We start from the raw sequence: 24723 nt of genomic DNA on the forward strand, positions 1-24723 counted from the left end.
ACCCCTGTTTGCTCAGTGAGGTTGATCGGCCGCGTATTCGCGGATCTGGCGGCTGCGCAGCAGATACCAGAGCGCCCAGAGGCTGCCGATCAGCACCAGGGCGGTGGGCCAGCTGAACGACCATTTCTGCAGGTTGAGGCTGTGCAGCTGCATCAGCAGGCCGCTGACGGTGGAGCAGAGCAAGAGGCCGCGGCTGTGGCGTCTGAGCCAGGCGCGCACGCTGTTGGTCTGCTGATAGGTGCCGCCAAAGGCGAGCAGCGCCAGCATGGCGGGCACGTCGGTCAGCAGGCTGATGTAGAGGCTGATCTTGTCCGGATAGAAGAGGGTCAGGATCTCGCTGCCGCTCTCGCGGGTGACCCCGGCCATCAGAAACAGCCAGACCGAGCGGGTCAGCAAGAGGGCGATGGGCCAAAACCAGAGGGGAGGGCGCAACTGGCCGTGATCGTCATATCTGTGTTCGGGGTAGAGGGTCATGGTCGCCCGTTATCCGCTTGGGTTGTGCAAATGATGAAGAGGATATGGGGCAGGCTGGCGCCCTTTGCAAGGCGTGCAGGGGGATACGAATTAATCGGGGGGCCAGTGCCCCCCAATCCATCGTCTCTTTCTATCGCACTTTCTGGCGGCGTTTACAGCCAGCCTTTGCGCTTGAAGAAGAGGCCTGTGCCGAGCGATGACATCACCATCAACACCAGCGAGAGCGGATAGCCATACTCCCAGGCGAGCTCGGGCATGCGCCCGAAGTTCATGCCGTAGATGCTGGCGATAAGCGTCGGCGGCAGGAAGATGACAGCTGCCACCGAGAAGATCTTGATCACCTTGTTCTGCTCCAGATTGGTCACCCCCATGGAGGCCTCCAGCTGGAAGTTGATCTTGTCGAACAGGAACTGGGTGTGGGGCAACAGCGACTCCACATCGTGCAGCATCTCGTCGATCCACTTGTTCTGCTCGTTGCTCATGCGCTGGCGCAGGCTGCGCTTGAGGAACCGCAGGGCGCGACGGGTATCGTGCAGGGAGAGACGGATCTGGCCGTTGGCCTCTTCCTGTGCCATCAACTCCTTGAGCATGGGATTGATCTGATCCGGCTCGAAGATCTGATCGGCAGTGTTCTCCAACGTCTTGTAACCGTCTTCGATGAGATCCGAGAGGTACTCCACCTTGAGGTTCTGCACCTCCAGCAGGATATCGAGGGCATCCTCCACCTCCAGCCTGTCCTGGCGCATGTAGTGGCGCAGCAGGCGCACCAGGCCGATGTCATCCTCGCGGATGCTGATCAGCAGGTTGTTGCGCAGGGTAAAGGAGACGTGGACACCCTTGGTGTCACGGCCGATCCGCTGGGGGAACAGGGAGTGAATGTGCAGACCATCGGTATCCCAGTAGAAACGGGCGGATGCTTCGATATCGTCCAGCTCTTCCTTGTCGGGCACCTCTTCCAGAAACAGGCCCGTCAACCATTCTCGCTCCGCCGTGTCCGGCTTGTAGGCATCCAGCCAGACGGTGTTGTCAGGCACTATGTCGTCAGGCCCGAGCGTGACTATGTCCAGTACCTTGTTATTGAGAATGTAGGCGGTGATCATCTGTCCCCCCTTAAGAAGTCATGGGTAATCAGGGATGGTTGCACAGGTCATGCGGCCTAGATCGCATAGAAAGCGATCCCGTGGACAAGCAAAACGGGCCGATGGAAAACCTGAATGCGGCGAACTATACAGGGGCGGGGCGCGCTTGTCAGGGCCTATTCATCCGAGGTTCAGCCTGTTCGCTCAAAAAAACAGCGAGGTCGGATCAGCGGATCCGGCCGTGAAAGTGACAGCTTGTTGACTGCCGCATGGTGCCGGGTGCCCGTCTGGGGGGATAGGCCTCACCTATTGGGATAATGGGGCCCCTAGCCCCCAACGGCGGCGCCCAGACCGTGGTCTGTCTGGGCTCCTTCCTTGGTGTCGCCGCTGATCTGCATGGGCAGTCCCGTCACATATTGGGATAGGCCACCCTGCGGTGGCGTTCAGACGATGTGCTGGGACGGCTCATCTTTGCTGTTTCCGTAACGCTGCGGGCCTCCCGTCACATATTGGGATAGTTGGGACCCGAGCCACCCTGCGGTGGTGTCCAGACGATGTTCTGGGGCTGCGCATCCTTGGTGTCGCCGCTGATCTGCATGGGCAGTCCCATCACATATTGGGATAGTTGGGGCCCGAACCTCCCTGCGGCGGCGTCCAGATGATGTTCTGGCTGGGATCCTTGATGTCGCAGGTCTTGCAGTGAATGCAGTTGGCCGCGTTGATCTGCAAGCGCGGCTGGTTCTCGCTTTCCACTATCTCGAACACCCCGGCCGGACAGTAGCGCTGGGCGGGCTCGGCCCAGGTGGGCAGGTTGACGGCCACAGGGATACTCGCGTCCTGCAACTTGAGGTGGCAGGGCTGATCCTCATCGTGACTGGTGTTGGCGAGATAAACAGAAGAGAGCTTGTCAAAGCTGAGCCTGCCGTCCGGCTTGGGATAATCGATGGGATCGCAGCGGCTGGCCATGCGCAGCTGGCGGTAGTCCGGCTCCCGGTCCAGCAGGGTAAAAGAGCCCATCAGGGGTAAGGAGGAACCCCGCTGCTCCAGCCAGTTGAAGGCGCCGCCAAGCCAGGGGCCCCAGCGATGCAGGGCGGCGCCGAAGTTGCGGGCGGTCTTCAGCTCCTGCCCCAGCCAGCTCTGTTGCAACGCATCGCTGTACTCGGCCAGATCCCGGCCACCCTCATCGCCACCGCGCAGCGTCATGGCGACGGTTTTCGCCGCCAGCATGCCGGACTTCATGGCGGTGTGAATGCCCTTGATGCGGGAAAAGTCGAGTGTGCCGGCATCGCAGCCGATCAGCAGACCACCGGGAAAGTGCATGCGCGGCAGCGAGTGCCAGCCGCCCTTGGTGATGGCGCGGGCGCCGTAGCTGATGCGCTCGCCTCCCTGCAGGGTCTGTGCGATGAGGGGATGGTGCTTGAGGCGCTGGAACTCGTCGAACGGGCTGAGCCAGGGGTTGCTGTAGTTGAGATCGACGATGAGCCCGACCGCCACCTGATTGCCCTCCATATGATAGAGGTAGAAGCCGCCCTGGCTCTTGCTGGCTCGGCGCTCGACCAGCGGCCAGCCGCTGCCATGGAGCACCCGGCCCGGCTTGGCCTGATCCGCTGGCACCTGCCACAGCTCCTTGAAGCCGATGGCATAATGTTGTGGCTGGGTGCTGCTTTCCAGATTGAACTCGGCGATCAACTGCTTGCCCAGATGGCCGCGGGCCCCTTCGGCAAACAGGGTGTAGCGGCCATAGAGCGTCATGCCGGGCACGTGATCCGCCTTGGGATTGCCGGCTCTGTCCAGCCCGAGATCGCCGGTGATCACACCCCGTACCCGCCCCGCTTCCATGATGAGCTCGCTTGCGGTAAAACCCGGGTATATTTCGACTCCCAGCTGCTCGGCCTGCTGACCGAGCCAGCGGCAGAGGTTGCCCAGGCTGAGGATATGACTGCCATCGTTGTGCATGCGCGGCGGCACGGCCCAGTGGGGCAGTTGCAGGGCGCGGCTGTCGTTTTGCAACAAATGAACCCGATCATCGTTGACGGGAATGCCAAGGGGCGCCTGCTGCCAGCAGTCCGGCAACAGCTCCTTGAGGGCTTTGGGGTCGAACAGGGCGCCGGAGAGCAGGTGAGCGCCGATTTCCGCTCCCTTCTCCAGCAGACAGACCGAGAGATCGGCATTGTGCTGCTTCAGGGCGATGGCGGCACTGAGCCCTGCCGGGCCGCCACCGACGATGACGACATCAAATTCCATTGCTTCGCGTTCCATCTTGCCTCTGCGCTTGACTTGGCCTAGGGTAGTGCTGGTAGTTTACGTAAACGTAAAGCAATTGTAAGCAAAAAAATGCGAGGGCTCGTCAATGGATTCACTCAACCGAAGCGAGGGATGCGCGTCATGAAGCTGCTGGTCGCGATCAAGCGGGTACTGGATTACAACGTCAAGATCCGGGTCAAGAGCGATGGCTCCGACGTGGAGCTCGCCAATGTGAAGATGGGGATCAACCCGTTTTGTGAAATTGCGGTGGAGGAGGGGGTGAGGCTGCGTGAAGCCGGTATCGCGACCGAGCTGGTGGTGGTGACCTTCGGGCCTGAGGCGGCGGTCGAGCAGTTGCGCCATGCCCTGGCGCTGGGGGCGGATCGGGCCCGCCATTATGTGACCGATGAGACGCTCACTCCGCTTACCGTGGCACGCGCCCTGCAACAGGTGTGCGAGCTGGAGCAGCCCGATCTGGTGCTGCTCGGCAAGCAGTCCATCGATTCTGACAACAACCAGGCGGGCCAGATGCTCTCAGCCCTCACCGACTGGCCGCTGGCCACTTTCGCCTCCGCCATCAAGCTGGTGGACGGCGAGCTGCAGGTGACCCGCGAGATCGACGGCGGCCTGGAGACCCTCGGCATGCCGCTGCCTGCCGTGGTGACCGTGGATCTGCGCCTGAACGAACCCCGCTTTGCCTCGCTCCCCAACATAATGAAAGCCAAGCGCAAGCCGCTCGAGAGTGCCCCCTTCGCGACCCTAGGCGTCGAACCCGCCGGCCATACCCGGCTGCTTGGGGTGATGGCGCCAGCCGCGCGCCGTGCCGGCGTCAGGGTTGGCTCGGTGGACGAGCTGCTGGACAAACTCAGGCACGAAGCCAAGGTACTGCCATGAGCGCACCTATGATGGTGAAACATATTGGGTGCCTGCCCCTGGCTGGGATGAGGGGTGGCACGATGAAACGCGTTGCTAACGATAGGGTGTTGTCATGAGCGTACTGGTTATTGCTGAACATCATCAGGGCAAGCTTGCCGACAACGTGGCCCAACTGGTCACGGCGGCGGGCCAGCTTGGCGGCGAGGTGCATCTCCTGCTGCTGGGCCAGGGGCTGACCGAGGCGGGTGAACAGGCCGCCAGCCTGCAAGGGGTGGACAGGGTGCTGCTGGCCGAGCATCCCATGCTGGCGGAAGGGCTGAACGACGGCGTCGATCCCCTGCTCGCCCACATAGCACGCGACTATCAGCACTGCCTGATGGCGGCCAGCACCCAGGGCAAGGATCTGCTGCCGCGGGTTGCGGCCAGGCTCGGGGTCGAGATGCTCTCCGAGGTGACCGGCATAGAGAGCGGTGATACCTTCCTGCGGCCCATCTACGCGGGCAATGCCGTTGCCCGGATGGCGAGCAGCGCTCCCATCAAGGTGCTCACCATCAGGCCGACCGCCTTTGCCAAGGCCGAATTCGGGGCTGGGCAGGCGGTTGTCGAGCGGCTGCCGGTGGCCGATGTGGCCTGCCGCACCCGGCTGGTCGAGCGGCGCGCCGTGCGATCTGCCAGACCCGAGCTTGCGGCGGCGCGGGTGGTGGTCTCCGGCGGACGGGCGCTTGGCTCCAAGGCGCAGTTTGCCCTGATCGAGGCGCTGGCCGACAAGCTGGGCGGCGCGGTCGGGGCGTCGCGGGCGGCGGTGGATGCGGGTTATGTGGCCAACGATCTGCAGGTAGGCCAGACCGGCAAGGTGGTCGCCCCCGAGCTCTATATCGCAGTCGGCATCTCGGGTGCCATCCAGCATCTGGCGGGCATGAAGGAGTCGAAGGTGATCGTTGCCATCAACAAGGATGGCGAGGCCCCCATCTTTCAGGTAGCGGACTACGGGTTGGTGGGGGATCTCTTCACCCTGCTGCCCGAGCTCACCGCCAAGCTGTGAATTTGTTGAAAAGGGGCCTTGTCTGTCATTGATGCGGCCTGTTCCCCATTTCCATGCATGTTCCCTGCAAGCCCTGACCCGTTCAGGGCTTTTTTCATCATGGCCTGAGCCGGGCCTGGCGACAAAAGGTTGAGCCAGCTCCCAAAAAGCCTTTGATCCTGGGGCGGCTCTTGTGTAAAACCAGACAAGTCATCGATTACTCTCATCCACTCACGGAAAGCGTCATGAGCAAACAGATTTACAACTTCTGCGCCGGCCCCGCCATGTTGCCGGTTGAAGTCATGGAGCGCGCCCAGCGCGAATTTTGTAACTTCCAGGGGCTGGGAGCCTCGGTCATGGAGCTCTCCCACCGGGGCAAGCCCTATATGGCGGTCGCCGCCAAGGCGGAAGCCGATCTGCGCGAACTGCTGGCGGTGCCGGACAACTACAAGGTGCTCTTCATGCACGGTGGTGGTCGTGGCCAGTTCTCCGCCGTGCCCATGAACCTGCTCGGCGGCGCCAACAAGAAGGCCGATTATCTGCTGACCGGGGTCTGGGCCCAGAGCGCCGTGGATGAAGCCCACAAGTACGGTGACATCCAGACCTTCCCCGGGGTCGCCAAGAACGCCCAGGGGATCTCCCACCTGCTGCCGACCCCGGCGTTTCGCGCCGATGCGGCCTTTGTGCACTACTGCCCGAACGAAACCATAGACGGCATAGAGATGTTCGACATCCCGGCCACCGGCGATGTGCCCCTGGTAGCGGATTTGTCCTCCACCATCCTCTCCCGTCCCATCGACGTGAGCCGCTTCGGCATCATCTATGCTGGTGCCCAGAAGAACATAGGCCCGTCGGGCCTGGCCATCGCCATCGTACGTGACGACCTGCTGAACCAGGCCCGCGCCGACGTGCCCTCGATTTTTGACTACCAGCTCACCGCCAAGAACGACTCCATGTTCAACACGCCGCCCACCTACGCCTGGTATCTGGCCGGTCTGGTGTTCGAATGGCTGAAAGAACAGGGCGGGCTCGCCGCCATGGAGGCACGCAACAAGGAGAAGGCCGATTTCCTCTATGGCTACCTCGACCAGTCGAGCTTCTATGGCAACAAGGTGGATGCCAGCTGCCGCTCCCGCATGAATATCCCGTTCCAGCTGAAAAATGCCGAGCTGGACGCGCTCTTCCTGGCCGAGTCGGAAGCCGCCGGTCTGCTGGCGCTCAAGGGGCACCGCATCGTCGGTGGCATGCGTGCCAGCCTCTACAACGCCATGCCGCTGGAAGGGGTCAAGGCCCTGGTGAGCTTTATGGATGGTTTTGCCAAGCGTCACGGCTGAGGCGTTTTTCCCCAATTGCCGACGCCGGGGACTCCCCGGCGTCTGTTTTTTCAGTGGATCCTGATCGGCAGCGAGTCTGGCCCGCTTTTGTGCCACGCGCGGTCTTGCCGAGCAAGGCGCGGGCTGCTAACGTCCGGTCAGGTGAATTATTTGAGACAGTACAGGAAGTTTATGAATTCGTTGCGTTTGGAACCCATTTCTCGTGTGGCCGGTGAGGTCAATCTGCCCGGCTCCAAGAGCGTGTCCAACCGGGCCCTGCTGTTGGCAGCCTTGGCCCGTGGCACCACCCGGCTCACCAACCTGCTCGACAGCGATGACATACGTCACATGCTGGCGGCACTGACCCAGCTCGGGGTCAAGTACAAGCTCTCCGCCGACAAGACTGAGTGCACTGTGCACGGTCTGGGCCGCAGCTTCGCGGTGAAGGAACCGGTCAATCTGTTCCTCGGCAACGCCGGTACCGCCATGCGCCCGCTGTGCGCCGCGCTGTGTCTGGGCTCAGGCGAATATACCCTGGGCGGCGAACCACGCATGGAAGAGCGTCCCATCGGCCATCTGGTGGATGCCCTGCGCGAAGCGGGTGCCCATATCCAGTACCTGAAAAAAGACGGCTACCCGCCGCTGGTGGTGGATGCCAAGGGCTTGTGGGGCGGTGACGTGCACGTGGACGGCTCCGTCTCCAGCCAGTTCCTGACGGCGTTTTTGATGGCGGCGCCCATGGCGGCCGGCGACACCCGTATCCACATCAAGGGGGAGCTGGTCTCCAAGCCCTACATCGACATCACGCTGCACATCATGAAGCAGTTCGGGGTGGTCATCGAGCACGACAACTACAAGCTGTTCTACATCAAGGGCAACCAGAGCTATGTCAGCCCGGGTGACTTTCTGGTGGAAGGGGATGCCTCCAGCGCCTCCTACTTCCTCGCGGCCGGGGCCATCAAGGGCAAGGTGCGCGTGACCGGCATCGGCAAGCACAGCATCCAGGGCGACATCCACTTCGCCGACGTGCTAGAGAAGATGGGTGCGCGCATCACCTGGGGTGACGACTTCATCGAGGCCGAGCAGGCCCCGCTGCACGGCATCGACATGGACATGAACCATATTCCCGATGCGGCCATGACCATAGCGGTTGCGGCGCTGTTTGCCGAGGGCCCCACCTCCATCCGCAACATCTACAACTGGCGGGTGAAAGAGACGGATCGTCTGCACGCCATGGCCACCGAGCTGCGCAAGCTGGGTGTGGAGGTGGAGGAGGGGCACGACTTCATTACTGTGACGCCGCCAGCCCAGCTCAAGCACGCGGCCATCGACACCTACAACGATCACCGCATCGCCATGTGCTTCTCGCTGGTGGCGCTGTCGGATACCGCCGTCACCATCAATGATCCGGGTTGTACCTCCAAGACCTTCCCGGACTACTTCGACAAATTGGCCAGCGTCAGTCAGGCCGTTTGAGCCAGTTTCGATTGCTCCAAGGCCCGCCTCAGTGCGGGCCTTGTTTTTCAGTCCGCCAACAATTCGCTAGCAGTATTATTGCAACTTGCAAGACTGCGTTGCTAAATTCATTTCATGAAGATGTAATTTTCTATTTACACCGCTGCCCGTGCGGGCTAGATTGAAGTTTCTTTATCGCAGTCATCTAGCAGGAAGCCTTGTCATGCAGCATCAAACCGACGACGTTCGTATCAGTGAAATCAAAGAGTTATTACCCCCGGTTGCGGTGCTTGAGAAGTTTCCAGCCACCGAGACCGCATCAAATACCGTCTTCGAATCCCGCCAGGCCATTCATCAGATCCTGGCCGGTGAAGATCAGCGCCTGCTGGTGGTGATCGGTCCCTGCTCCATCCACGACCCCGCCGCCGCACTGGAGTACGGCAAGCGCCTCAAGACCTTGCGTGACGAGCTCAAGGGGCAGCTGGAGATCGTGATGCGGGTCTACTTCGAGAAGCCGCGCACCACTGTCGGCTGGAAGGGGCTGATCAACGACCCCTACCTCGACAATACCTGCCAGATCAACGACGGCCTGCGCATCGGTCGCAAGCTGCTGCTGGATCTCAACGACATGGGGCTGCCGACCGCCTCCGAGTTCCTCGACATGATCACCCCGCAATACGTGGCGGATCTGATGAGCTGGGGCGCCATCGGTGCCCGTACCACCGAATCCCAGGTACACCGTGAGCTGGCCTCCGGTCTCTCCTGCCCGGTTGGCTTCAAGAACGGCACGGATGGCACCATCAAGGTGGCCATCGATGCCATCGGTGCCGCCAGCGCGCCGCACCACTTCCTGTCGGTCACCAAGTATGGCCACTCCGCCATCGTCGCCACCCGGGGCAACCCGGACTGTCACATCATACTGCGTGGCGGTCGCGAGCCGAACTACAGCGCCGCGCACGTTGACGAGGTGGTGAAGGGGCTGGACAAGGCCGGTCTGCCGCAGAAGGTGATGATAGATTTCAGCCATGCCAACAGCAGCAAGCAGTTCAAGAACCAGATGCTGGTGGCCGAGGACGTGGCCGGTCAGCTGCGTGCCGGCAGCCGGGCTGTGTTCGGTGTCATGGTGGAGAGCCACCTGGTGGAAGGGCGTCAGGATCTGGTGGAAGGGTGCGAGCTCACCGTCGGTCAGAGCATCACGGATGCCTGCATCGGCTGGGCCGATACCGAAGTGCTGCTGCGCACACTGGCCGATGCGGTAGCCACTCGCAACGCGGGCTGATCCTGATCTGTCCCGGCTGACTGCCTGCGGCAGTAGCAAGGCAATAAAAAGCGCGACCTCGGGTCGCGCTTTTTTGTTGGGGCGTTGCGCCTTACCAGCGGTAGGTCTTGAGCAACTGCTCCAGCTTCTGGCACTGCTCCACCAGCTGGATGCTGGCGAGGTTGGCGGCGTGCGCCTGGCCCAGGGTATCGTTGGAGGTGTTGCGAATGTCGCTCACCGAGCTGTCCACCTCGCTGCAGACCCTGTCCTGCTCCTCGGCGGATTGTGCCATCTGGGCGTTGAGATCATTGATGCTGGCGATGCGACCTATGATGTTCTGCATGGCGGCCAGGGTCGCCTCCGTCTTGTGGATGCTCTCGTCCGCCTTGGATTTTGCATCCCCGATCACAGCCACGGCGCTCTGGGCCTCTTTTTGCAGGGCGGCGATCATCTGGGAGATCTCCTCGCTGGCGGCGCGGCTGCGGTTGGAGAGGGCGCGTACCTCGTCGGCCACCACCGCAAACCCGCGACCCTGCTCGCCGGCACGGGCCGCTTCTATGGCGGCGTTGAGGGCCAGCAGGTTGGTCTGATCCGCAATGCCCTTGATCACCTCCAGCACGCCATCGACGGCCAGACAGCGGTTGTCGAGCTGCTGGATCACCCTATCGACCCGTTCAATCTCGGCCGACATCTCGCCCATGTCGGTGATGGAGTGCTGGGCGAGGCGGCTGGTGTCGGCCGCATCCTGGTTGGTGAGGGCGGAGAGTTCGGCGCTGTGGCGGGCGTGCTCGCGCACCTCGTGGGAGCTGGCGGCCAATTCGCTGACGGCGGCGGCGACCTGGGTGGTCATGCTCTCCTGCTGGCGGGCAGAGCCTTCGGTCTGGGTGGCGACCTGCCGGATCTGGTTCGACTCCTGATAGAGCTGCCGAGTCGCGTGCTCCACCTCCTGCAGGCTGTGGCGAAAACCCTGCACCATGTCGCTGACGGCGCGGGTCATCTGGCCCAGCTCATCCTGGCTCGGGTTGAGCAGGGGGAGGGAGAGATCCCGCTCCTTAGCCATGCGGGTCATGGTCAGTTGCAGGTGGCGTACCGGTCGCTTGATGTAGCGCTGCAGCACCCAGCCAAGCAGGCCGAAACCGAGCCCGAACACCGCCACCAGGCTGCCGCTCAGGATCAGGTTGTTGTGGCGAATTTCGCCGAAGGTGTGGCTGAGGTCGTAACTGATCCGCACCGCCCCCATGACTGTGCCTTCCGGCACCTGATGGCAGGTGGTGCACTGTGTGCCGCGGTACTCCTTGTACGCCTTGAAGGGCTTGACCAAGGTGAGCCGGTTGCCCTGCTGCTCGAGTATGGTCTCCCCTTGCGTTATGGCGCGCTGATCCCAGCTGTCTTCTGCCTGCTGATCCGGGTGACCCGGCCCGAACAAGTCGGTCACGGCGGGGGCGCGGATCAGGCGAGCCTCGACGATCCCCGCCTCGCTCTTGAGCTTGGTCTGCACGATTTGCCGGTTGGCGATGGCTCCCGTCATCATCATGACGTTGAGCTGATCCATGTAGGTGTTGGCGGCGCTCTCGACCTTTTCACCGGCCAGCCGGATGGCGAGATCCCGTTGCAGCCAGGCGGAGAGTTCGAAACTGAGGGCGAAGGTACAGCCTATCACCAGGGTGAGGGGGAGGAAGATTTTCCAGTTCAGTGACAGATTTTGCATCGTTTGCAGGGTCCGTGCGCAAGTGGGCGAGCGTCAATGCCGGGCGACTCTCCTCACGCTCGCTCGTCAGGGGGGGGGAGATGGTTCTCTATCGGCACACCCTACCCCATCTTGAGTAAATTATCTGTTAACTGGATCCATGATGGAGGTTAAGGATGGGTAGCAAAGCTGGGTTGTCTGAGCCTGGTTTGATCCAGCACAAACTCGGCATTAATTGATAGTGGTTATCATTTGCATTATTTCCATGCGGTAACCCAGCCAGTGATGACATTACAACTGACCCCGACCATGACCGGACTCGACACGCCGGATCCCCTCAAGTTTGCCTTCGGCGCCAAAACCTCGGCCCATGCCAGCCGGGGTGGCATTCGCCCCTTCACCCTCGACCATGGGCGCTGGCAAGCCTGGTGGCAGCAAGAGAGCGAGGCCGGGGAGCGGGCGCTCTACATCCATATCCCGTTTTGCCGCAAGCGCTGCAGCTTCTGTAATTTCTTCGAAAATGGCGCCAATCCGGCGCGCATGAGCCGTTACATGGGGGCCCTGTGCGCCAGCCTGCAGCAGGCGGCGGATACCCCCTTTGGGCAGAGCAAGCCCTGCTCGGCCGTCTATGTGGGGGGCGGCACACCGACTGACATGGCGGTCGAGGATCTGGCGCGATTGGCCAGGGCTATCCAGGGTTTTCCACTGACCGCAGATGCCGAGGTGACCCTGGAGGGGCGTCTCAACGGCTTCGATGATGCCAAGTGGCAGACAGCGCTGGCGGGGGGCTTCAACCGCTTCTCGTTCGGGGTGCAGAGCTTTGATACACAAGTACGCCAGCAGGCGGCCCGCTTCGATGACAGGCAGACCCTGCTGGCCCGGTTGAGCGATCTGACCCGGGATGATGCTGCCGTGATAGTGGCGGATCTCATCTTCGGCCTGCCGGGGCAGGATGATGCCGTGTGGCGCCAGGATATCGCGGATGTGATGGCCAGCGGAGTGCACGGCGTGGATCTCTATCAGCTGATCGCCATGGCGGGCACCAATCTGGAACGGGCCGAGGCGAGCGGCAAACTGGGCTGGGCGGCCGATGGTCAGCAGCGAGCCGCCATGTATGCCTATGGCGCCCAGACGCTGGAGCAGGGCGGCTGGCAGCGGCTCTCCTGCAGCCACTGGCGGCGCGGCGATGCCGAGCAGAGCCGCTACAACCAGATGGCCAAGCGCGGCGCCGAGATCCTCCCCTTCGGGGCGGGGGCCGGAGGCAGCGTGCACGGCCATGGCCTCATGTATGGCCGGGATCTTGCCCTCTGGCACGAGGCGCTGGCAGGCGGTGTGCGGGCGCCCGGCATGGTGATGGGGAAGAACTCAAATGCCCTCATGGACGGCCTGCTGCGTGGCGCCCTCGACAGCGGTTGGTTGACGCTGGTGCGTCTGCCGGCACCGCTGCGGGCCCACCTGCTGCCGCTGTTTGAGGCCTGGCAGCGGCATGGGCTGGCGACGCTCACGCAAGCGCGGCTTGAGCTGACCCTGGCGGGGCGTTTCTGGAACGTCAATCTGCAGGCAGGAATGTTTGAGTACTTGCAACTCAATCCGCTGGCGGGATCTGATGCGGCGCCGGCTCCGGCCGACATGGTGCGCCATTCGCTGGTGTGACGGACAGGCGACAACGAAAGGGAGGGGGATGAAACGGGGGCGCTGCAAAGCGCCCCCGTGTTCAATTATCGGTTGTGCACCTCTTCCACCCGCACCTGCAGATGCCCCTCGGCGAGCGTGGTGACCAGGGTTTGCCCGGCGTTCACCTGGGCGGCGCGGCTGATCACCTCACCGCTCTGGGTGCGGGTGATGGAGTAACCGCGACCCAGGGTGGCGAGCGGGCTCACACCGTCGAGGCGGGCGGTGAGCATGGCGAGGCGGTGGCTGGCCAGATCCTGGCGTTTGGCGATCAGCGCATAGAGCCTTTCTTCGGCCAGCTGATGGCGGCGCTTGCCAGCGGCCATCAGCCGCTCCGGGCTCTTGCCTTGCAGGCGCAATTCCAGGTTGGCGAGACGCCGTTCCCCCTGATGCAGCCGTTGATTCATCAGCTGCTGCAGGCGGGCGGAGAGCTCGTCGAGGCGCTGGGACTGCTGCTCCAGCCGCCGTTTGGGATCCTGATGGTCGAGCCGTTTTTGCAGCAGCGCGAAGCCGTGGCGGGCGGCAGTCTGGTGGCGGCCTATGCCCTGTGCCAGCCGTTGCCACAGATGGGCGAGGCGCTGGATGCGGGCCTGGTTGTCCGGCGCCACCAGTTCGGCGGCGGCCGACGGGGTCGGGGCACGCAAGTCGGCGGCAAAGTCGCTGATGGTCACGTCCACCTCGTGGCCCACCGCGCTGATGACGGGGATGCTGGAGTTGGCAATGGCGCGCGCCACCGCCTCCTCGTTGAAGCACCAAAGGTCTTCCAGCGAGCCGCCGCCGCGACCGACGATCAACACATCCACCTCGGTGCGGCGGTTGGCCAGGGCAATGGCCGCCACTATCTGGCCGATGGCGGCGCTGCCCTGCACCTGGGTCGGGTAGATGAAGACGGGGAGATCCGGGGCGCGGCGTTTGAGCACGGTCAGCATGTCGTGCAGGGCGGCGCCGGTGGCGGAGGTAATCAGGCCCACGGCGCGCGGTTCGCGGGGCAGGGGGCGCTTGCGGCCCTCGTCAAACAGCCCTTCTGCGCCGAGGCGGCGTTTGAGCTCTTCGAAGCGCAGGGCCAGCACGCCATCGCCGGCGGGCTGCATGGATTCGATGATGAGCTGATAGTCGCCGCGCGGCTCGTAGAGGGAGACCCGTGCCTGTACCAGTACCTGCATGCCGTCCTGCGGGCGAAACGCTACCCGCCGGTTGTTGCCCTTGAACATGGCGCAGCGCACCTGGGCACCGAGATCTTTGAGCGAAAAGTACCAATGGCCCGAGCTTGGCATCGCCAGGTTGGAGAGCTCGCCGGTCAGCCACACCAGGCCGAGATCCTGCTCCAGGATCATGCGCACTGCGCTATTGAGGCGGGTGACGGTAAAGACCTGTTGTTGCTGGCTGGATGGGTTGAGGCGATTCAAGGGGGATCCTGCTGCTGTGCCCCGGGCAAGGGGAGAAAACAATGGCGCCATCTTAGCGCAGTTCGGCGCAAGAGCCGAGCCCGGGCGTGGCCCGGCTTGATCTGGTGCTGCGGCCGGGGGTGAGCACCCATTGGGTAAGCAACTATCATCAATCGTATCTTGAACATTCGACCGACTGCCAGAGCGAGCAGGGAACAGGTGATGTCAGCATGGACAAGGGGTATGGCAAGGCGGTCGCGACAAAGCGCCAAGCAAGCAGAGACAGGCTGCATCGACAGTGCTGCAGCAACCCAAATCAACGGTTTTCTCATCGCTGATATTGAATATGTTGGGATGGTTCAGGTGAGCGTAAATAAAGCACGCTTGCCTGCACCTGCCCCCTCATTCAGGAGGCATTACCATGAGTATCTTTCACCGGGAAGCGCTATTGCTTGTTCTTGTCTCTTCTTTGTCATGGGGGGCAACCGACATTGATGTTGCAGTCTACCCATTCAGTCCATTTGTTGAAAAAACCAGTGACAATGAGTGGCATGGGGTGACCTTCGATATTATTGATGCACTCAATGCTATCCAGTCCGATTATCACTATCGCCCCGTTGTTACCAGCCCTTATCGTGTATATGCAGAAATGTATATGGGACGATTTGACATGCTCCTGTTTCAGGATGTCAGCTGGGGATGGGATGTCAATAAAGTGATTATATCAACCCCTCTGCTGGATTACTCGGAATGCTATGTCGCACGTTATAAAGCGGGTCGGGATCAAAATTTTTTCAATGAGTTAAATAAACTGACAATGATAGGGGTAAGAGGTTTTCATTATTTTGAGAAAAAGACCAGTTTGCTGTTGAGAGATGATAGCCAGATAGTCAATGCCCTGTTGAGAGATCGGGGGGATTTTATCAGGCTGGGTTTTTATCGTCTGCAAGACATGCTGAAGCAGGATCCTGAATTACGGAGCCAACTGATCATATCTATTCATCCGGCACAAAATTATCATTTACGAGCCATATTCGCCGCTACATCCGATATTTCCATTATGGTTTTTCAAGAGCACCTGGCAAGCTTGGCTCGGCTGGGGTTGCTTGACGATATATGGAAGAAATATGGTATTCAGAGTCGGGTTGATGAAGACTCCACACTGGATTGCAATTTCAAATAAAACGGTCAAGAAACGACGCCGGCATCTTGTGTCGATGTCAGTCCCATGGCACAGAATGACGTTTGTTTCCCATGTCAGGATCGGTGCCGTGTCACAACGGAAGATTGCTGGCATCTGCCATGGAGTCGCGCTGTGGGCAGGCATGTTGCGGCCCACCCGGGCGGCTCAAGAGTCCTTCATCCGTGCCAGGCTGCGGATCTGGTCGGGCTGACCACCAGCCAGACTGCGAGACAGACGATGGCGCCACCGACCACAAAGCCCTCAGTGATGGTCTCCCCGAGCACCAGGTAACCCCACAAGATGCCAAAGGGAGGAATGAGAAAGGTGACCGTCAATGAGCGCAGCGGCCCGATATCGGCGATCAACCTGAAGTAGATGAGGTAGGCGAGGGCGGTACAGATGAGGCCGACCGCCAGCACGCTGGCCCACACCTCTGGGATGGTCCAGTCCACCGCAGGCCCCGCCGTCACCGAGTAGCCGAAGAAGGGCAGCAGGAACACGCATGCCCCCAGCTGGCTGCCGAAGGCCACCAGTTTGGCATCGAGGCCGCCGCGTTCCGAGATCCAGCGCCGGGTCAGAAACCCGGCGCAGCCGTAGCAGGCGGTGGCGATCAGACAGGCCAGCACTCCCGTGATCAGGTTGCCGCTCACATTCACCTCGCTGGTGGTGGTGATGAGGGTGATGCCGACTATGCCCAGCATGACCCCCAGCCATTTGCGCCCGCTCAGTTGCTCGTTGAAGCAGGAGAAGCCGATCAGAGCCCCCATCAGCGGCGTCGTCGCGTTCAGGATGGCCGAGTAACCCGCCGGCAACCAGAGTGCGGCGATGGCGTACATCAGAAACGGGATGCCTGAGTTGATGATCCCGAGCAGCATGGCGGACTTGAGCTTACCCTGGAAGAGCATGGGGGAGCGCAGCAGTAGCAGTATGACGCCAAGCCCCACCAGGCCGAAGAAGACCCGCAGGAAGGCGGTGTTGACCGAACCAAAGGCCGGCGCGGCAATGCGCATGAACAGAAAACTGGCGCCCCAGATCGCGGCCAGGAGCAGCAGTCTCACATAATCCGATGTTCTCATCTTGCTTCCTTGAAATGATGGCCGCAGGCCAACCTGATGCGGGTCAGACTCGGCATCATGCCGGGTACGGGCGTGGGATGGCAACTGCGTGTATGGGGGGCGTCCTTGTGCAAAAGGCATCACCCTGGGTGATGCCTTTTGCACATTGCCAGGTGGCGGGCGCCACAAGGCCGGGGTTAGCCTGCGTCCGGCTGGCTGACAAAGGCAATCTTGTGCAATCCATGCTGGGACGCCTGCGCCATCACCCTGGCTATGATGCCGTACTCGACCCGCTTGTCGATGCGCAGCTGGATCTCGGGCAACTCCCCATCGGCCTTGCCGGCAGTCTCCATCTGGGCGAGCAGGGCGGCTTCATCGACCTCCTTGTCGTTCCAGTAGATCTTGCCTGTGCCATCGATGGCGAGGGTGATGTCCTCCTTCTCCGGCTGATTGAGCTGGCTGCTGGCCTCCGGCAGTTCGAGCTTGACCGCATTGGTGAGCAGGGGGGCCGTGATCATGAAGACGATGAGCAGCACCAGCATGACGTCTATCATGGGGATCATGTTGATCTCGGAGAGGGGCTGATCGTCTCCGTCGTCCGACAATTTGCCAAATGCCATTACCCGTGCCCCTTCTTGGCTTCCCGCTCGGTCAGCTGGGTTACGTTGGAGGGGGCCTGCTCAAATCCCGTCACCAGCAGGGCAAACAGGTCGTAGGCAAAGGCCTCGAGCGCGGCCAGCTTGAGGCGATTGCGCCGCACGAAGAAGTTGTAGACAAGCACAGCTGGCAGGGCGACGGCGAGGCCAAAGCCGGTCATGATCAGCGCCTCGCCCACTGGGCCTGCCACCTTGTCCAGACTGCTCTGGCCGGCGGCACCTATGGCCAGCAGCGCATGATAGATGCCCCAGACGGTACCAAACAACCCGATGAAGGGGGCCGCCGAGCCCACGGAGGCGAGGAAGGCCAGGCCATGCTCCAGCCTTACCCGCTCGTGGGTAATGGCCTGGCGCAGGGCCCGCAACAGATACTCGTCCGGTGAACCCAGCTTGAGCGATACGGTCCGCTCCCCGGCCCGGTTCAGTTGCGCCACCGTCGCCAGCGCAGTGCTGGTCACGCGACCATAGGCCTCCTGCGGCGGGAGATGGGCCAGCTGGCGTTCCATATCCTGCACGCTCTCGTGCTGCCAGAAGCGGGTCACGAATTGTGCGTTGAGGCGGCGCTCGCGCTGACCCAGCACGATTTTCAGCAGGGTGTAATAGCAGGTGCCGAGGGACATCAATACCAGCAAAATGAATGGCAGCAGCCCCACACCGGTATTTTGACTGAGCAGATGGGCGACGCCCATCCCGTTGTTTGCGATTTCCGGATCCATATTCAAGCCCTTAATTTAAAAATGATGGTGACCTTTGCCCAGGCCTCGACGGCCGCATTGTTCTGTTTGGCGGGAATAAAGCGCCAGCGACTGACCGTCTTGCGCGCCGTCATGTCCAGCCGCCGATAACCGCTGCCCTTGTCTACCTCCACCGAGGAGGCGGTGCCATCGGCCGCCACAAGTACATTCAGGATGACGCGCCCCTCCTCACCCCGTCTTCTGGATTCATAGGGGTAGGGTGGCTCAGGGTTGTTCAGCCGTGCATCGCGGGCGATGGGGGCGCTGTTGCCAGCCCCGCTGCCGCTCTGCCGGGACTTGGCCGGCGCTGTGCCACTGTCGCCCTGCTGGGCATTGGCCGCCACCGGCGTGGCAGGGGCCGAGGGCGCCGCGACCGGTTCTGCCCTGGCCACCTGGGTGGCCTTGGGCGTTGGCGGCGCCGGTACCCTGGGGACCGGTTTGGGAATGTGTTTCCTGACCGGTTTTTTAACGATCTTCTTTTGAACCGGCACGGGCTTTTTGACCACGGGCGGCGCCGGGGTGGCCGCTGGCGCCTTGGCCGGTGCGTCATTGGCGCTTGCCTCGCCGACCCAGCGGGCCGACAGGGTCAGCGGCAGGGGCGGGGTGATGGGCGCAGGCTGGTGTTCATAGAGCCACCAGAAGGCGGCAAGATGCAGGACGACCGTGATGGCAAGGCAAGCGAGGCGGGCGGATCCTGGGTGTGCGGTGGGCAGTGTTGGCCTCGGGCTGCAGGCATCCATCACAGCCCTCCATTCCAAATCTTCATGTTCATACTCAAACGGCTAGTGTGGTAGAGCCAGTACAGGGCACTAGCATGCCTGATGATGCCAATCACAAACAACAACCATTATCAATCGCATTTTAATCGAGTGACACAATCGCCAGATGCTGGCCGGGCTGTTCCCTGTCGCGCGGGATCCGGTCTGCGCTGGCCGGGTGAACTGGGTCGAGTGCCATCTGGAGGTGTGCATCGGGCATCGGGCTATCAGTCACAGCTCCAGCAATACTCCCAGCTCCACCACCCGGTTGGCCGGGATATGGAAGAAGTCGGTCGCCTTGAGGGAGTTGCGATTCATCCAGACGAACAAGCCTTCCCGCCAGCGCGCCATGCCGGGCAGGTCGGTACTGACCAGATTTTCGTGAGAGAGGAAGAAGGAGGCATCGCGCATGGAGACCTTCAGATCTTGCTGGGCACAGGCTTGGAAGATCTCCTCGATGGAAGGGGCTTCCTTGTAACCAAAGTGCGCCACAACCTGCCAGAACCCCTCCCCGAGGTGGGTGAGAAGGATGCGCTCCTTGAAGGACAACCAGGGCTCATCCTTTATCTGTATGGTCAGAAAAATGACCCGCTCGTGCATGATTTTGTTGTGTTTGAGGTTGTGCAGCATGGCATGGGGCACAACCTGCATCGACTTGGAGAGGAACACGGCCGTCCCCGGTACCTGCAGTGGTGGATGAGCCAGCATGTTGTCGACAAACCCTTTCAGCGCCAGTGACTTGTGCTCAAGCTTGTCGAGAACCAGCTCGCGACCCCGTTTCCAGGTGGTCATCACCACTATGGTCAACAGCGCAAACAGGATGGGCAACCAGCCGCCGGCCAGGAACTTGGTGGTATTGGCGGCAAAGAAGGTGACATCGACCAGCAGGAGTGGCGCTCCCGCGATCACGATCAGCCAGGTTGGCCATTTCCAGCGATGGGCGGCGACCACCATCAACAGCAGGGTGGTGATCGCCATGGTGCCTGTCACCGCTATGCCATAGGCGGCGGCCAGATTGCTGGAGCTTCTGAACCAGAATATCACCAGTACTATGCCGGCCAGCAGCAGCCAGTTCACCACTGGCAGGTAGATCTGGCCAATCTCATGCTCGGAGGTATGGCGGATCTCCTGGCGTGGCAGATACCCGAGCAGGATCGCCTGGCGTACGACTGAGTAAGTGCCGGAGATGACGGCCTGGGACGCGATGACAGTCGCCATGGTCGCCAGGATCAATAAGGGTATGGCCATCCAGGTGGGGGCGAGCAGATAGAATGGGTTTTCAATGGCGTCAGGACGGCGCAGCAGCAGCGCCCCCTGGCCAAAATAGTTGAGCAGCAGGGACGGCATCACCAGCGAGCCCCATGCCAGCCGGATCGCACCTCGGCCAAAATGGCCCATGTCGGCGTAAAGCGCCTCAGTACCGGTGACGCAGAGCACGACAGCGCCCAGGGTGATGAAGGCCACACCTGGCCGGTTGAACATGAAATCAAGGGCATAGAGGGGATTGATGGCCTGCAGGATGGCCGGGTTTTGCACAATTTCCTTTGCCCCGAGTCCTGCCAGCACGCCAAACCAGAGCAACATGATGGGACCGAAGAGTCGGCCTATTCCTGCCGTACCGTAATGCTGAATGCCAAACAGTATCACCAGCACTATGAGGGTTATGGGCAAGACGAAAGAGGCCAGTTCGGGGGCAACCACCTGCAGGCCCTCGACGGCAGACAGCACCGAAATCGCGGGTGTGATCACCGCATCCCCGATGAACAAGCCCACCCCGATCAGCCCCAGCAACATGGCCAGGGATCGAGCCTTGGGCGACAGGCGGCGTGAGGCCAGGGAAGCCAGGGTCAAGATGCCCCCTTCACCCTTGTCATCAGCCCTCAATACCAGCAAGACATATTTAAATGAGACCACGATCATGATGGTCCAAAAAAAGAGGGAGATGATCGACAGGATATCGTCAGGGGTTGGCTGCAGGCCAATATGCCCGGCAAAGCTCTCCTTCAAGGCGTAGAGCGGGCTGGTGCCAAGGTCGCCGTAGACGACGCCCAGTGCGGCCAGGGTAATCGCCATGCGTTCTTGATGATGTCCGTTGCTCATCATGAAATTCCATTTCAATTCATAATGTTAATTATGATACGCGAGGTTTGGTCAAAGTGAACACAGTGTCGGACACCTCGATATTCCCCATGGCATCGGATCCGGCTGATCTGCATGCCGCCATGCGTTGCCTCGGCCATGTCAGAACTGCCTGAGTCGCGTCAACATGAGTGCCTGGGCGAGTGTCTTGGCAAGCGAGGGGGTAACCTCGGGATCCGGGTTGGCGACTGAGCAGGGGGCCTCTTTGCATAAAATCGCAGTCTGGCAACTCTTCTACCCCCAAAGTGCCTGTTTAGGACTGATAATCTTGTTTTTTTGGCCTTTTGGCACGTCAAACACGGGCTACGCCATAAAAAATTCAAAAAACTTCTTTACCAGTGACCAATCGGTGAGTAAACTTCGTCGGCAATATTTTACACCCCCACTTCCTCAACGGTGAGATATTGCCATGCTCAGGATTGCCAAAGAAGCGTTAACCTTCGACGATGTACTGTTGGTTCCCGCCCACTCCGATGTTCTTCCCAATACTGCCGATCTGCGTACCAAGCTGACTTCCTCTATCAGCCTGAATATCCCAATGATTTCCGCTGCCATGGACACAGTGACCGAAGCCCGTCTGGCTATCGCACTGGCCCAGGAAGGCGGAATCGGCTTTATCCACAAGAACATGTCCATCGAGCAGCAGGCTGCAGAAGTGCGCAAGGTCAAGAAGTACGAGAGCGGCGTGGTCACCGACCCCGTCACAGTACGTCCTGACATGACCATTGCCCAGGTCAAGGAGCTGAGCCACAAGAATGGCTTCGCCGGCTACCCTGTCGTGACTGAGGGCAACCTGCTGGTTGGTATCATCACCGGCCGCGACGTGCGCTTCGTGATCGATCTCTCCCAGACAGTCGAACAGATCATGACCCAGAAAGATCGTCTGGTGACCGTGCGTGAAGGGGCCCCTCGTGAAGAGGTGGTTGCCCTGATGCAGAAGCACCGTATCGAGAAGGTGCTGGTGGTCAACGCCGATTTCAAACTCAAGGGCATGATCACCGTCAAAGACTTCCAGAAAGCCGAGCGCAAGCCGAACGCCTGTAAAGACGAGCGCGGCCGCCTGCGGGTCGGTGCTGCCGTCGGTGCCGGTGCCGGCAACGAAGAGCGCGTCGCTGCCCTGGTGGAAGCCGGTGTGGACGTGCTGCTGATTGACTCCTCCCACGGCCACTCCCAGGGCGTGCTGGATCGCATCAAGGCGACCCGCGATGCCTATCCTGACCTGCAAATCATAGGTGGCAACGTGGCCACCGCCGCTGGCGCCCTGGCGCTGGTCGCCGCTGGTGTCAATGCCGTCAAGGTTGGTATCGGCCCTGGCTCCATCTGTACGACCCGCATCGTGACCGGTGTCGGCGTCCCCCAGATCACTGCCATCTCCGACGCCGTTGACGCGCTGGAAGGCACTGGCGTGCCCGTGATTGCCGATGGCGGCATCCGCTTCTCCGGCGACGTGGCCAAGGCCATCGCCGCTGGCGCCAGCTGCGTCATGGTGGGCTCCATGTTTGCCGGTACCGAAGAGGCGCCGGGCGACATCGAGCTCTATCAGGGCCGCTCCTTCAAGTCCTACCGTGGCATGGGTTCTCTGGGCGCCATGTCCAAGGGCTCAAGCGACCGTTACTTCCAGACCGACAACGCCGCCGACAAGCTGGTGCCGGAAGGGATCGAAGGGCGCGTACCCTACAAGGGCCGCCTCAAAGAGATCATTCACCAGCAGATGGGCGGCCTGCGCTCCTCCATGGGATTGACCGGCTGCGCCACCATTGACGACATGCGCACCAAGGCTGAGTTCGTGCGCATCTCGGGTGCCGGGATGAAAGAGTCCCACGTCCACGATGTGACCATTACCAAAGAAGCCCCCAACTATCGGATGGGCTGATAAAACGGGGCTGCGGCCCCGTTTCTCCACCAGTTTTTATCCCCACACCAGCCTGATGCAGGAATAAAATGACTAAAGACATTCACCAGCACCGTATCCTGATCCTGGACTTCGGTTCCCAGTACACCCAGCTTATCGCCCGTCGTGTCCGGGAAATCGGCGTCTACTGCGAACTGTGGGCCTGGGATGTGACCGAAGAGCAGATCCGCGAATTCAATCCCAACGGCATCATACTCTCCGGCGGCCCGGAATCCGTGACCGAGGCCGGCAGTCCCCGTGCCCCCGCCTATGTGTTCAACGCCGGTGTGCCGGTGTTCGGTATTTGCTACGGCATGCAGACCATGGCCGAGCAGCTGGGTGGCAAGGTGCAATCCTCCACCGAACGTGAATTCGGTTATGCCCAGGTGGAAGTGCTGGGCCAGACCAATGCCCTGCTGCGCAGCATCGAAGATGCCATCGCCCCCAACGGCAATGCGCTGCTGGACGTCTGGATGAGCCACGGCGACAAGGTCACCGCCATCCCGGCCGACTTCACCACCATAGCCCAGACCGCCACCTGCCCCCATGCCGCCATGGCGTGCGAGGCCAAGGGCTTCTACGGCGTGCAGTTCCACCCGGAAGTGACCCACACCCGTCAGGGTGCCCGCATGCTGGAGCACTTCGTCAAGGACATCTGCGGCTGCGAATGCCTGTGGACCCCGGCCACCATCATCGACGACGCCGTTGCCCGCATCCGCGAGCAGGTGGGTGACGACGAGGTGATCCTGGGCCTCTCCGGCGGTGTCGACTCCTCCGTGGTCGCCATGCTGGTACACCGTGCCATCGGCGAGCGCCTGACCTGCGTCTTCGTCGACAACGGTCTGCTGCGCCTGAACGAGGGTGAGCAGGTGATGGAGATGTTTGGCGATCACTTTGGTCTCAACATCATCAAGGTCGAAGCCGAAGAGCGCTTCCTCTCCGCCCTGGCTGGCGAAGATGAGCCGGAAGCCAAGCGCAAGATCATCGGCCGTGTCTTCGTTGAGGTATTCGACGACGAAGCCAAGAAGCTGAAAAATGCCCGCTGGTTGGCACAAGGCACCATCTATCCGGACGTGATCGAATCGGCCGCCAGCAAGACCGGCAAGGCCCACGTCATCAAGTCCCACCACAACGTCGGCGGCCTGCCGGCCGAGATGAAGATGGGTCTGGTCGAGCCGCTGCGCGAGTTGTTCAAGGACGAAGTACGTCGTGTCGGTCTGGAGCTGGGTCTGCCCTACGACATGCTCTACCGTCACCCCTTCCCGGGCCCCGGTTTGGGCGTGCGCGTGCTTGGCGAAGTGAAGAAAGAGTACTGCGATCTGCTGCGCAAGGCCGATGCGGTCTTTATCGAAGAGCTGCGCAAGGCCGACCTCTACAACCAGGTCAGCCAGGCGTTCGCCGTCTTCCTGCCGGTGCGCTCCGTCGGCGTCATGGGCGATGGTCGCAAATATGACTGGGTGATCGCCCTGCGCGCCGTCGAGACCATCGACTTCATGACCGCCCACTGGGCCCACCTGCCCTACGACTTCCTGGGTCATGTGTCAAATCGCATCATCAACGAGATCAATGGCATCTCCCGCGTGGTGTACGACGTCTCCGGCAAGCCGCCCGCAACCATCGAATGGGAATAAGTGGCTAACGCCCTTCTGCCTTTCGAGCATAAAAATGCAAAAAAGACGCCCTTGCGGCGTCTTTTCTTTTTCCAATCGTTTGCGCCTCAATTTTCCGCTCGCTAGCCGCTTTCTCGCCCCCTTGCCCCTGTCAGATATGACAGGAGGTGTTTTATGGATCTCGCACTAGGCTCTGCCATGCCAATTGAGACCGGTGCTGTGAGGCGGCGGCCG

19 protein-coding genes are annotated in these 24723 nt (G+C 61.3%); 9 read left to right on the forward strand and 10 right to left on the reverse strand.

The annotated features are described in order from the left end of the window. Positions 1–12: 12 nt before the first annotated feature. The 3 genes from AACW87_RS09270 to AACW87_RS09280 form a co-directional block, all read right to left on the reverse strand. Positions 13–474 carry a DUF2919 domain-containing protein gene (locus tag AACW87_RS09270; RefSeq protein ID WP_042871506.1) on the reverse strand — a complete coding sequence of 154 codons (462 nt, stop codon included), beginning with the start codon at positions 472–474 and terminating at the stop codon, positions 13–15. Between the two features lie 152 nt (positions 475–626). Continuing rightward, positions 627–1574 carry a magnesium/cobalt transporter CorA gene (corA, locus tag AACW87_RS09275; protein ID WP_011705843.1) on the reverse strand — a complete coding sequence of 316 codons (948 nt, stop codon included), beginning with the start codon at positions 1572–1574 and terminating at the stop codon, positions 627–629. A gap of 588 nt (positions 1575–2162) precedes the next feature. Next, a complete protein-coding gene (locus AACW87_RS09280; protein ID WP_241324804.1) occupies positions 2163–3812 on the reverse strand; it encodes an electron transfer flavoprotein-ubiquinone oxidoreductase in 1650 nt (549 codons plus the stop codon). Positions 3813–3938: 126 nt separating this feature from the next. Between AACW87_RS09280 and AACW87_RS09285 the strand changes: the two genes are divergently transcribed. The 5 genes from AACW87_RS09285 to aroG all read left to right on the forward strand — a co-directional run bounded on the left by AACW87_RS09285 (position 3939) and on the right by aroG (position 9741). Continuing rightward, entirely contained in the window at positions 3939–4691 is a 753-nt protein-coding gene (locus AACW87_RS09285) for an electron transfer flavoprotein subunit beta/FixA family protein (protein ID WP_241324805.1), read from the forward strand. A gap of 94 nt (positions 4692–4785) precedes the next feature. Next, complete coding sequence (locus AACW87_RS09290) at positions 4786–5715, forward strand: electron transfer flavoprotein subunit alpha/FixB family protein (protein WP_241324806.1); 930 nt, start codon at positions 4786–4788, stop codon at positions 5713–5715. Between the two features lie 224 nt (positions 5716–5939). Then, the gene (serC, locus tag AACW87_RS09295) at positions 5940–7028 is read left to right on the forward strand and encodes a 3-phosphoserine/phosphohydroxythreonine transaminase (RefSeq protein ID WP_043555460.1); all 1089 of its coding nucleotides are present in this window, start codon (positions 5940–5942) and stop codon (positions 7026–7028) included. 171 nt (positions 7029–7199) lie between these two features. Further along, positions 7200–8483, forward strand: a complete 1284-nt coding sequence (aroA, locus tag AACW87_RS09300) for a 3-phosphoshikimate 1-carboxyvinyltransferase (RefSeq protein ID WP_043555461.1) — start codon at positions 7200–7202, stop codon at positions 8481–8483. 202 nt (positions 8484–8685) lie between these two features. Continuing rightward, positions 8686–9741: a 3-deoxy-7-phosphoheptulonate synthase AroG gene (gene aroG / locus AACW87_RS09305; protein WP_098984225.1), complete on the forward strand. Its 1056-nt coding sequence runs from the start codon at positions 8686–8688 to the stop codon at positions 9739–9741. Between the two features lie 91 nt (positions 9742–9832). Here the strand turns inward: aroG and AACW87_RS09310 are convergent, their stop codons facing one another. Beyond that, the gene (locus AACW87_RS09310) at positions 9833–11428 is read right to left on the reverse strand and encodes a methyl-accepting chemotaxis protein (RefSeq protein WP_241324807.1); all 1596 of its coding nucleotides are present in this window, start codon (positions 11426–11428) and stop codon (positions 9833–9835) included. A 264-nt stretch (positions 11429–11692) separates the two neighbouring features. Between AACW87_RS09310 and hutW the strand changes: the two genes are divergently transcribed. Further along, entirely contained in the window at positions 11693–13060 is a 1368-nt protein-coding gene (gene hutW / locus AACW87_RS09315; protein WP_241324808.1) for a heme anaerobic degradation radical SAM methyltransferase ChuW/HutW, read from the forward strand. 65 nt (positions 13061–13125) lie between these two features. Here the strand turns inward: hutW and xseA are convergent, their stop codons facing one another. Then, positions 13126–14484, reverse strand: coding sequence for an exodeoxyribonuclease VII large subunit (xseA, locus tag AACW87_RS09320; protein WP_241324809.1), 1359 nt, complete (start codon positions 14482–14484; stop codon positions 13126–13128). 400 nt (positions 14485–14884) lie between these two features. Here xseA and AACW87_RS09325 point away from each other — a divergent pair, with 400 nt between their 5' ends. After that, positions 14885–15646, forward strand: a complete 762-nt coding sequence (locus AACW87_RS09325) for an ABC transporter substrate-binding protein (protein ID WP_241324810.1) — start codon at positions 14885–14887, stop codon at positions 15644–15646. Between the two features lie 176 nt (positions 15647–15822). Here AACW87_RS09325 and AACW87_RS09330 read toward each other — a convergent pair whose 3' ends face one another. The 5 genes from AACW87_RS09330 to AACW87_RS09350 all read right to left on the reverse strand — a co-directional run bounded on the left by AACW87_RS09330 (position 15823) and on the right by AACW87_RS09350 (position 20967). Then, complete coding sequence (locus AACW87_RS09330) at positions 15823–16722, reverse strand: DMT family transporter (RefSeq protein ID WP_241324811.1); 900 nt, start codon at positions 16720–16722, stop codon at positions 15823–15825. 176 nt (positions 16723–16898) lie between these two features. Next, positions 16899–17321 (reverse strand): ExbD/TolR family protein, encoded by a 423-nt coding sequence (locus AACW87_RS09335; protein ID WP_103472428.1) that lies wholly within the window; start codon positions 17319–17321, stop codon positions 16899–16901. Beyond that, positions 17321–18073, reverse strand: a complete 753-nt coding sequence (locus tag AACW87_RS09340) for a MotA/TolQ/ExbB proton channel family protein (RefSeq protein WP_042871531.1) — start codon at positions 18071–18073, stop codon at positions 17321–17323. The genes AACW87_RS09335 and AACW87_RS09340 overlap by 1 nt, the downstream gene beginning before the upstream one ends. Before the next feature lie 2 nt (positions 18074–18075). Continuing rightward, positions 18076–18831: an energy transducer TonB gene (locus AACW87_RS09345; protein WP_241324812.1), complete on the reverse strand. Its 756-nt coding sequence runs from the start codon at positions 18829–18831 to the stop codon at positions 18076–18078. Between the two features lie 249 nt (positions 18832–19080). Continuing rightward, on the reverse strand, positions 19081–20967 hold the full coding sequence (locus AACW87_RS09350) for a potassium transporter Kup (RefSeq protein WP_445206848.1): 1887 nt from the start codon (positions 20965–20967) through the stop codon (positions 19081–19083). 430 nt (positions 20968–21397) lie between these two features. On the opposite strand from AACW87_RS09350, the gene guaB reads away from it, so the two are divergent. Next, positions 21398–22861, forward strand: a complete 1464-nt coding sequence (guaB, locus tag AACW87_RS09355) for an IMP dehydrogenase (RefSeq protein WP_241324814.1) — start codon at positions 21398–21400, stop codon at positions 22859–22861. A gap of 68 nt (positions 22862–22929) precedes the next feature. Then, entirely contained in the window at positions 22930–24510 is a 1581-nt protein-coding gene (gene guaA, locus AACW87_RS09360) for a glutamine-hydrolyzing GMP synthase (protein WP_241324815.1), read from the forward strand. The last annotated feature ends 213 nt before the right edge of the window (positions 24511–24723 follow it).

The sequence above is a fragment of the Aeromonas sp. MR7 genome, from assembly GCF_963899385.1.
GTDB classification, from domain to species: domain Bacteria; phylum Pseudomonadota; class Gammaproteobacteria; order Enterobacterales; family Aeromonadaceae; genus Aeromonas; species Aeromonas bestiarum.

What these genes read in the sequence shown, in the direction of transcription:
- AACW87_RS09270 (WP_042871506.1), bottom strand. Translation starts at nt 474, where the DNA reads ATGACCCTCTACCCCGAACACAGATATGACGATCACGGCCAGTTGCGC.
- corA (WP_011705843.1), bottom strand. Translation starts at nt 1,574, where the DNA reads ATGATCACCGCCTACATTCTCAATAACAAGGTACTGGACATAGTCACG.
- AACW87_RS09280 (WP_241324804.1), bottom strand. Translation starts at nt 3,812, where the DNA reads ATGGAACGCGAAGCAATGGAATTTGATGTCGTCATCGTCGGTGGCGGC.
- AACW87_RS09285 (WP_241324805.1), top strand. Translation starts at nt 3,939, where the DNA reads ATGAAGCTGCTGGTCGCGATCAAGCGGGTACTGGATTACAACGTCAAG.
- AACW87_RS09290 (WP_241324806.1), top strand. Translation starts at nt 4,786, where the DNA reads ATGAGCGTACTGGTTATTGCTGAACATCATCAGGGCAAGCTTGCCGAC.
- serC (WP_043555460.1), top strand. Translation starts at nt 5,940, where the DNA reads ATGAGCAAACAGATTTACAACTTCTGCGCCGGCCCCGCCATGTTGCCG.
- aroA (WP_043555461.1), top strand. Translation starts at nt 7,200, where the DNA reads ATGAATTCGTTGCGTTTGGAACCCATTTCTCGTGTGGCCGGTGAGGTC.
- aroG (WP_098984225.1), top strand. Translation starts at nt 8,686, where the DNA reads ATGCAGCATCAAACCGACGACGTTCGTATCAGTGAAATCAAAGAGTTA.
- AACW87_RS09310 (WP_241324807.1), bottom strand. Translation starts at nt 11,428, where the DNA reads ATGCAAAATCTGTCACTGAACTGGAAAATCTTCCTCCCCCTCACCCTG.
- hutW (WP_241324808.1), top strand. Translation starts at nt 11,693, where the DNA reads ATGACATTACAACTGACCCCGACCATGACCGGACTCGACACGCCGGAT.
- AACW87_RS09325 (WP_241324810.1), top strand. Translation starts at nt 14,885, where the DNA reads ATGAGTATCTTTCACCGGGAAGCGCTATTGCTTGTTCTTGTCTCTTCT.
- AACW87_RS09330 (WP_241324811.1), bottom strand. Translation starts at nt 16,722, where the DNA reads ATGAGAACATCGGATTATGTGAGACTGCTGCTCCTGGCCGCGATCTGG.
- AACW87_RS09335 (WP_103472428.1), bottom strand. Translation starts at nt 17,321, where the DNA reads ATGGCATTTGGCAAATTGTCGGACGACGGAGACGATCAGCCCCTCTCC.
- AACW87_RS09340 (WP_042871531.1), bottom strand. Translation starts at nt 18,073, where the DNA reads ATGGATCCGGAAATCGCAAACAACGGGATGGGCGTCGCCCATCTGCTC.
- AACW87_RS09345 (WP_241324812.1), bottom strand. Translation starts at nt 18,831, where the DNA reads ATGGATGCCTGCAGCCCGAGGCCAACACTGCCCACCGCACACCCAGGA.
- guaB (WP_241324814.1), top strand. Translation starts at nt 21,398, where the DNA reads ATGCTCAGGATTGCCAAAGAAGCGTTAACCTTCGACGATGTACTGTTG.
- guaA (WP_241324815.1), top strand. Translation starts at nt 22,930, where the DNA reads ATGACTAAAGACATTCACCAGCACCGTATCCTGATCCTGGACTTCGGT.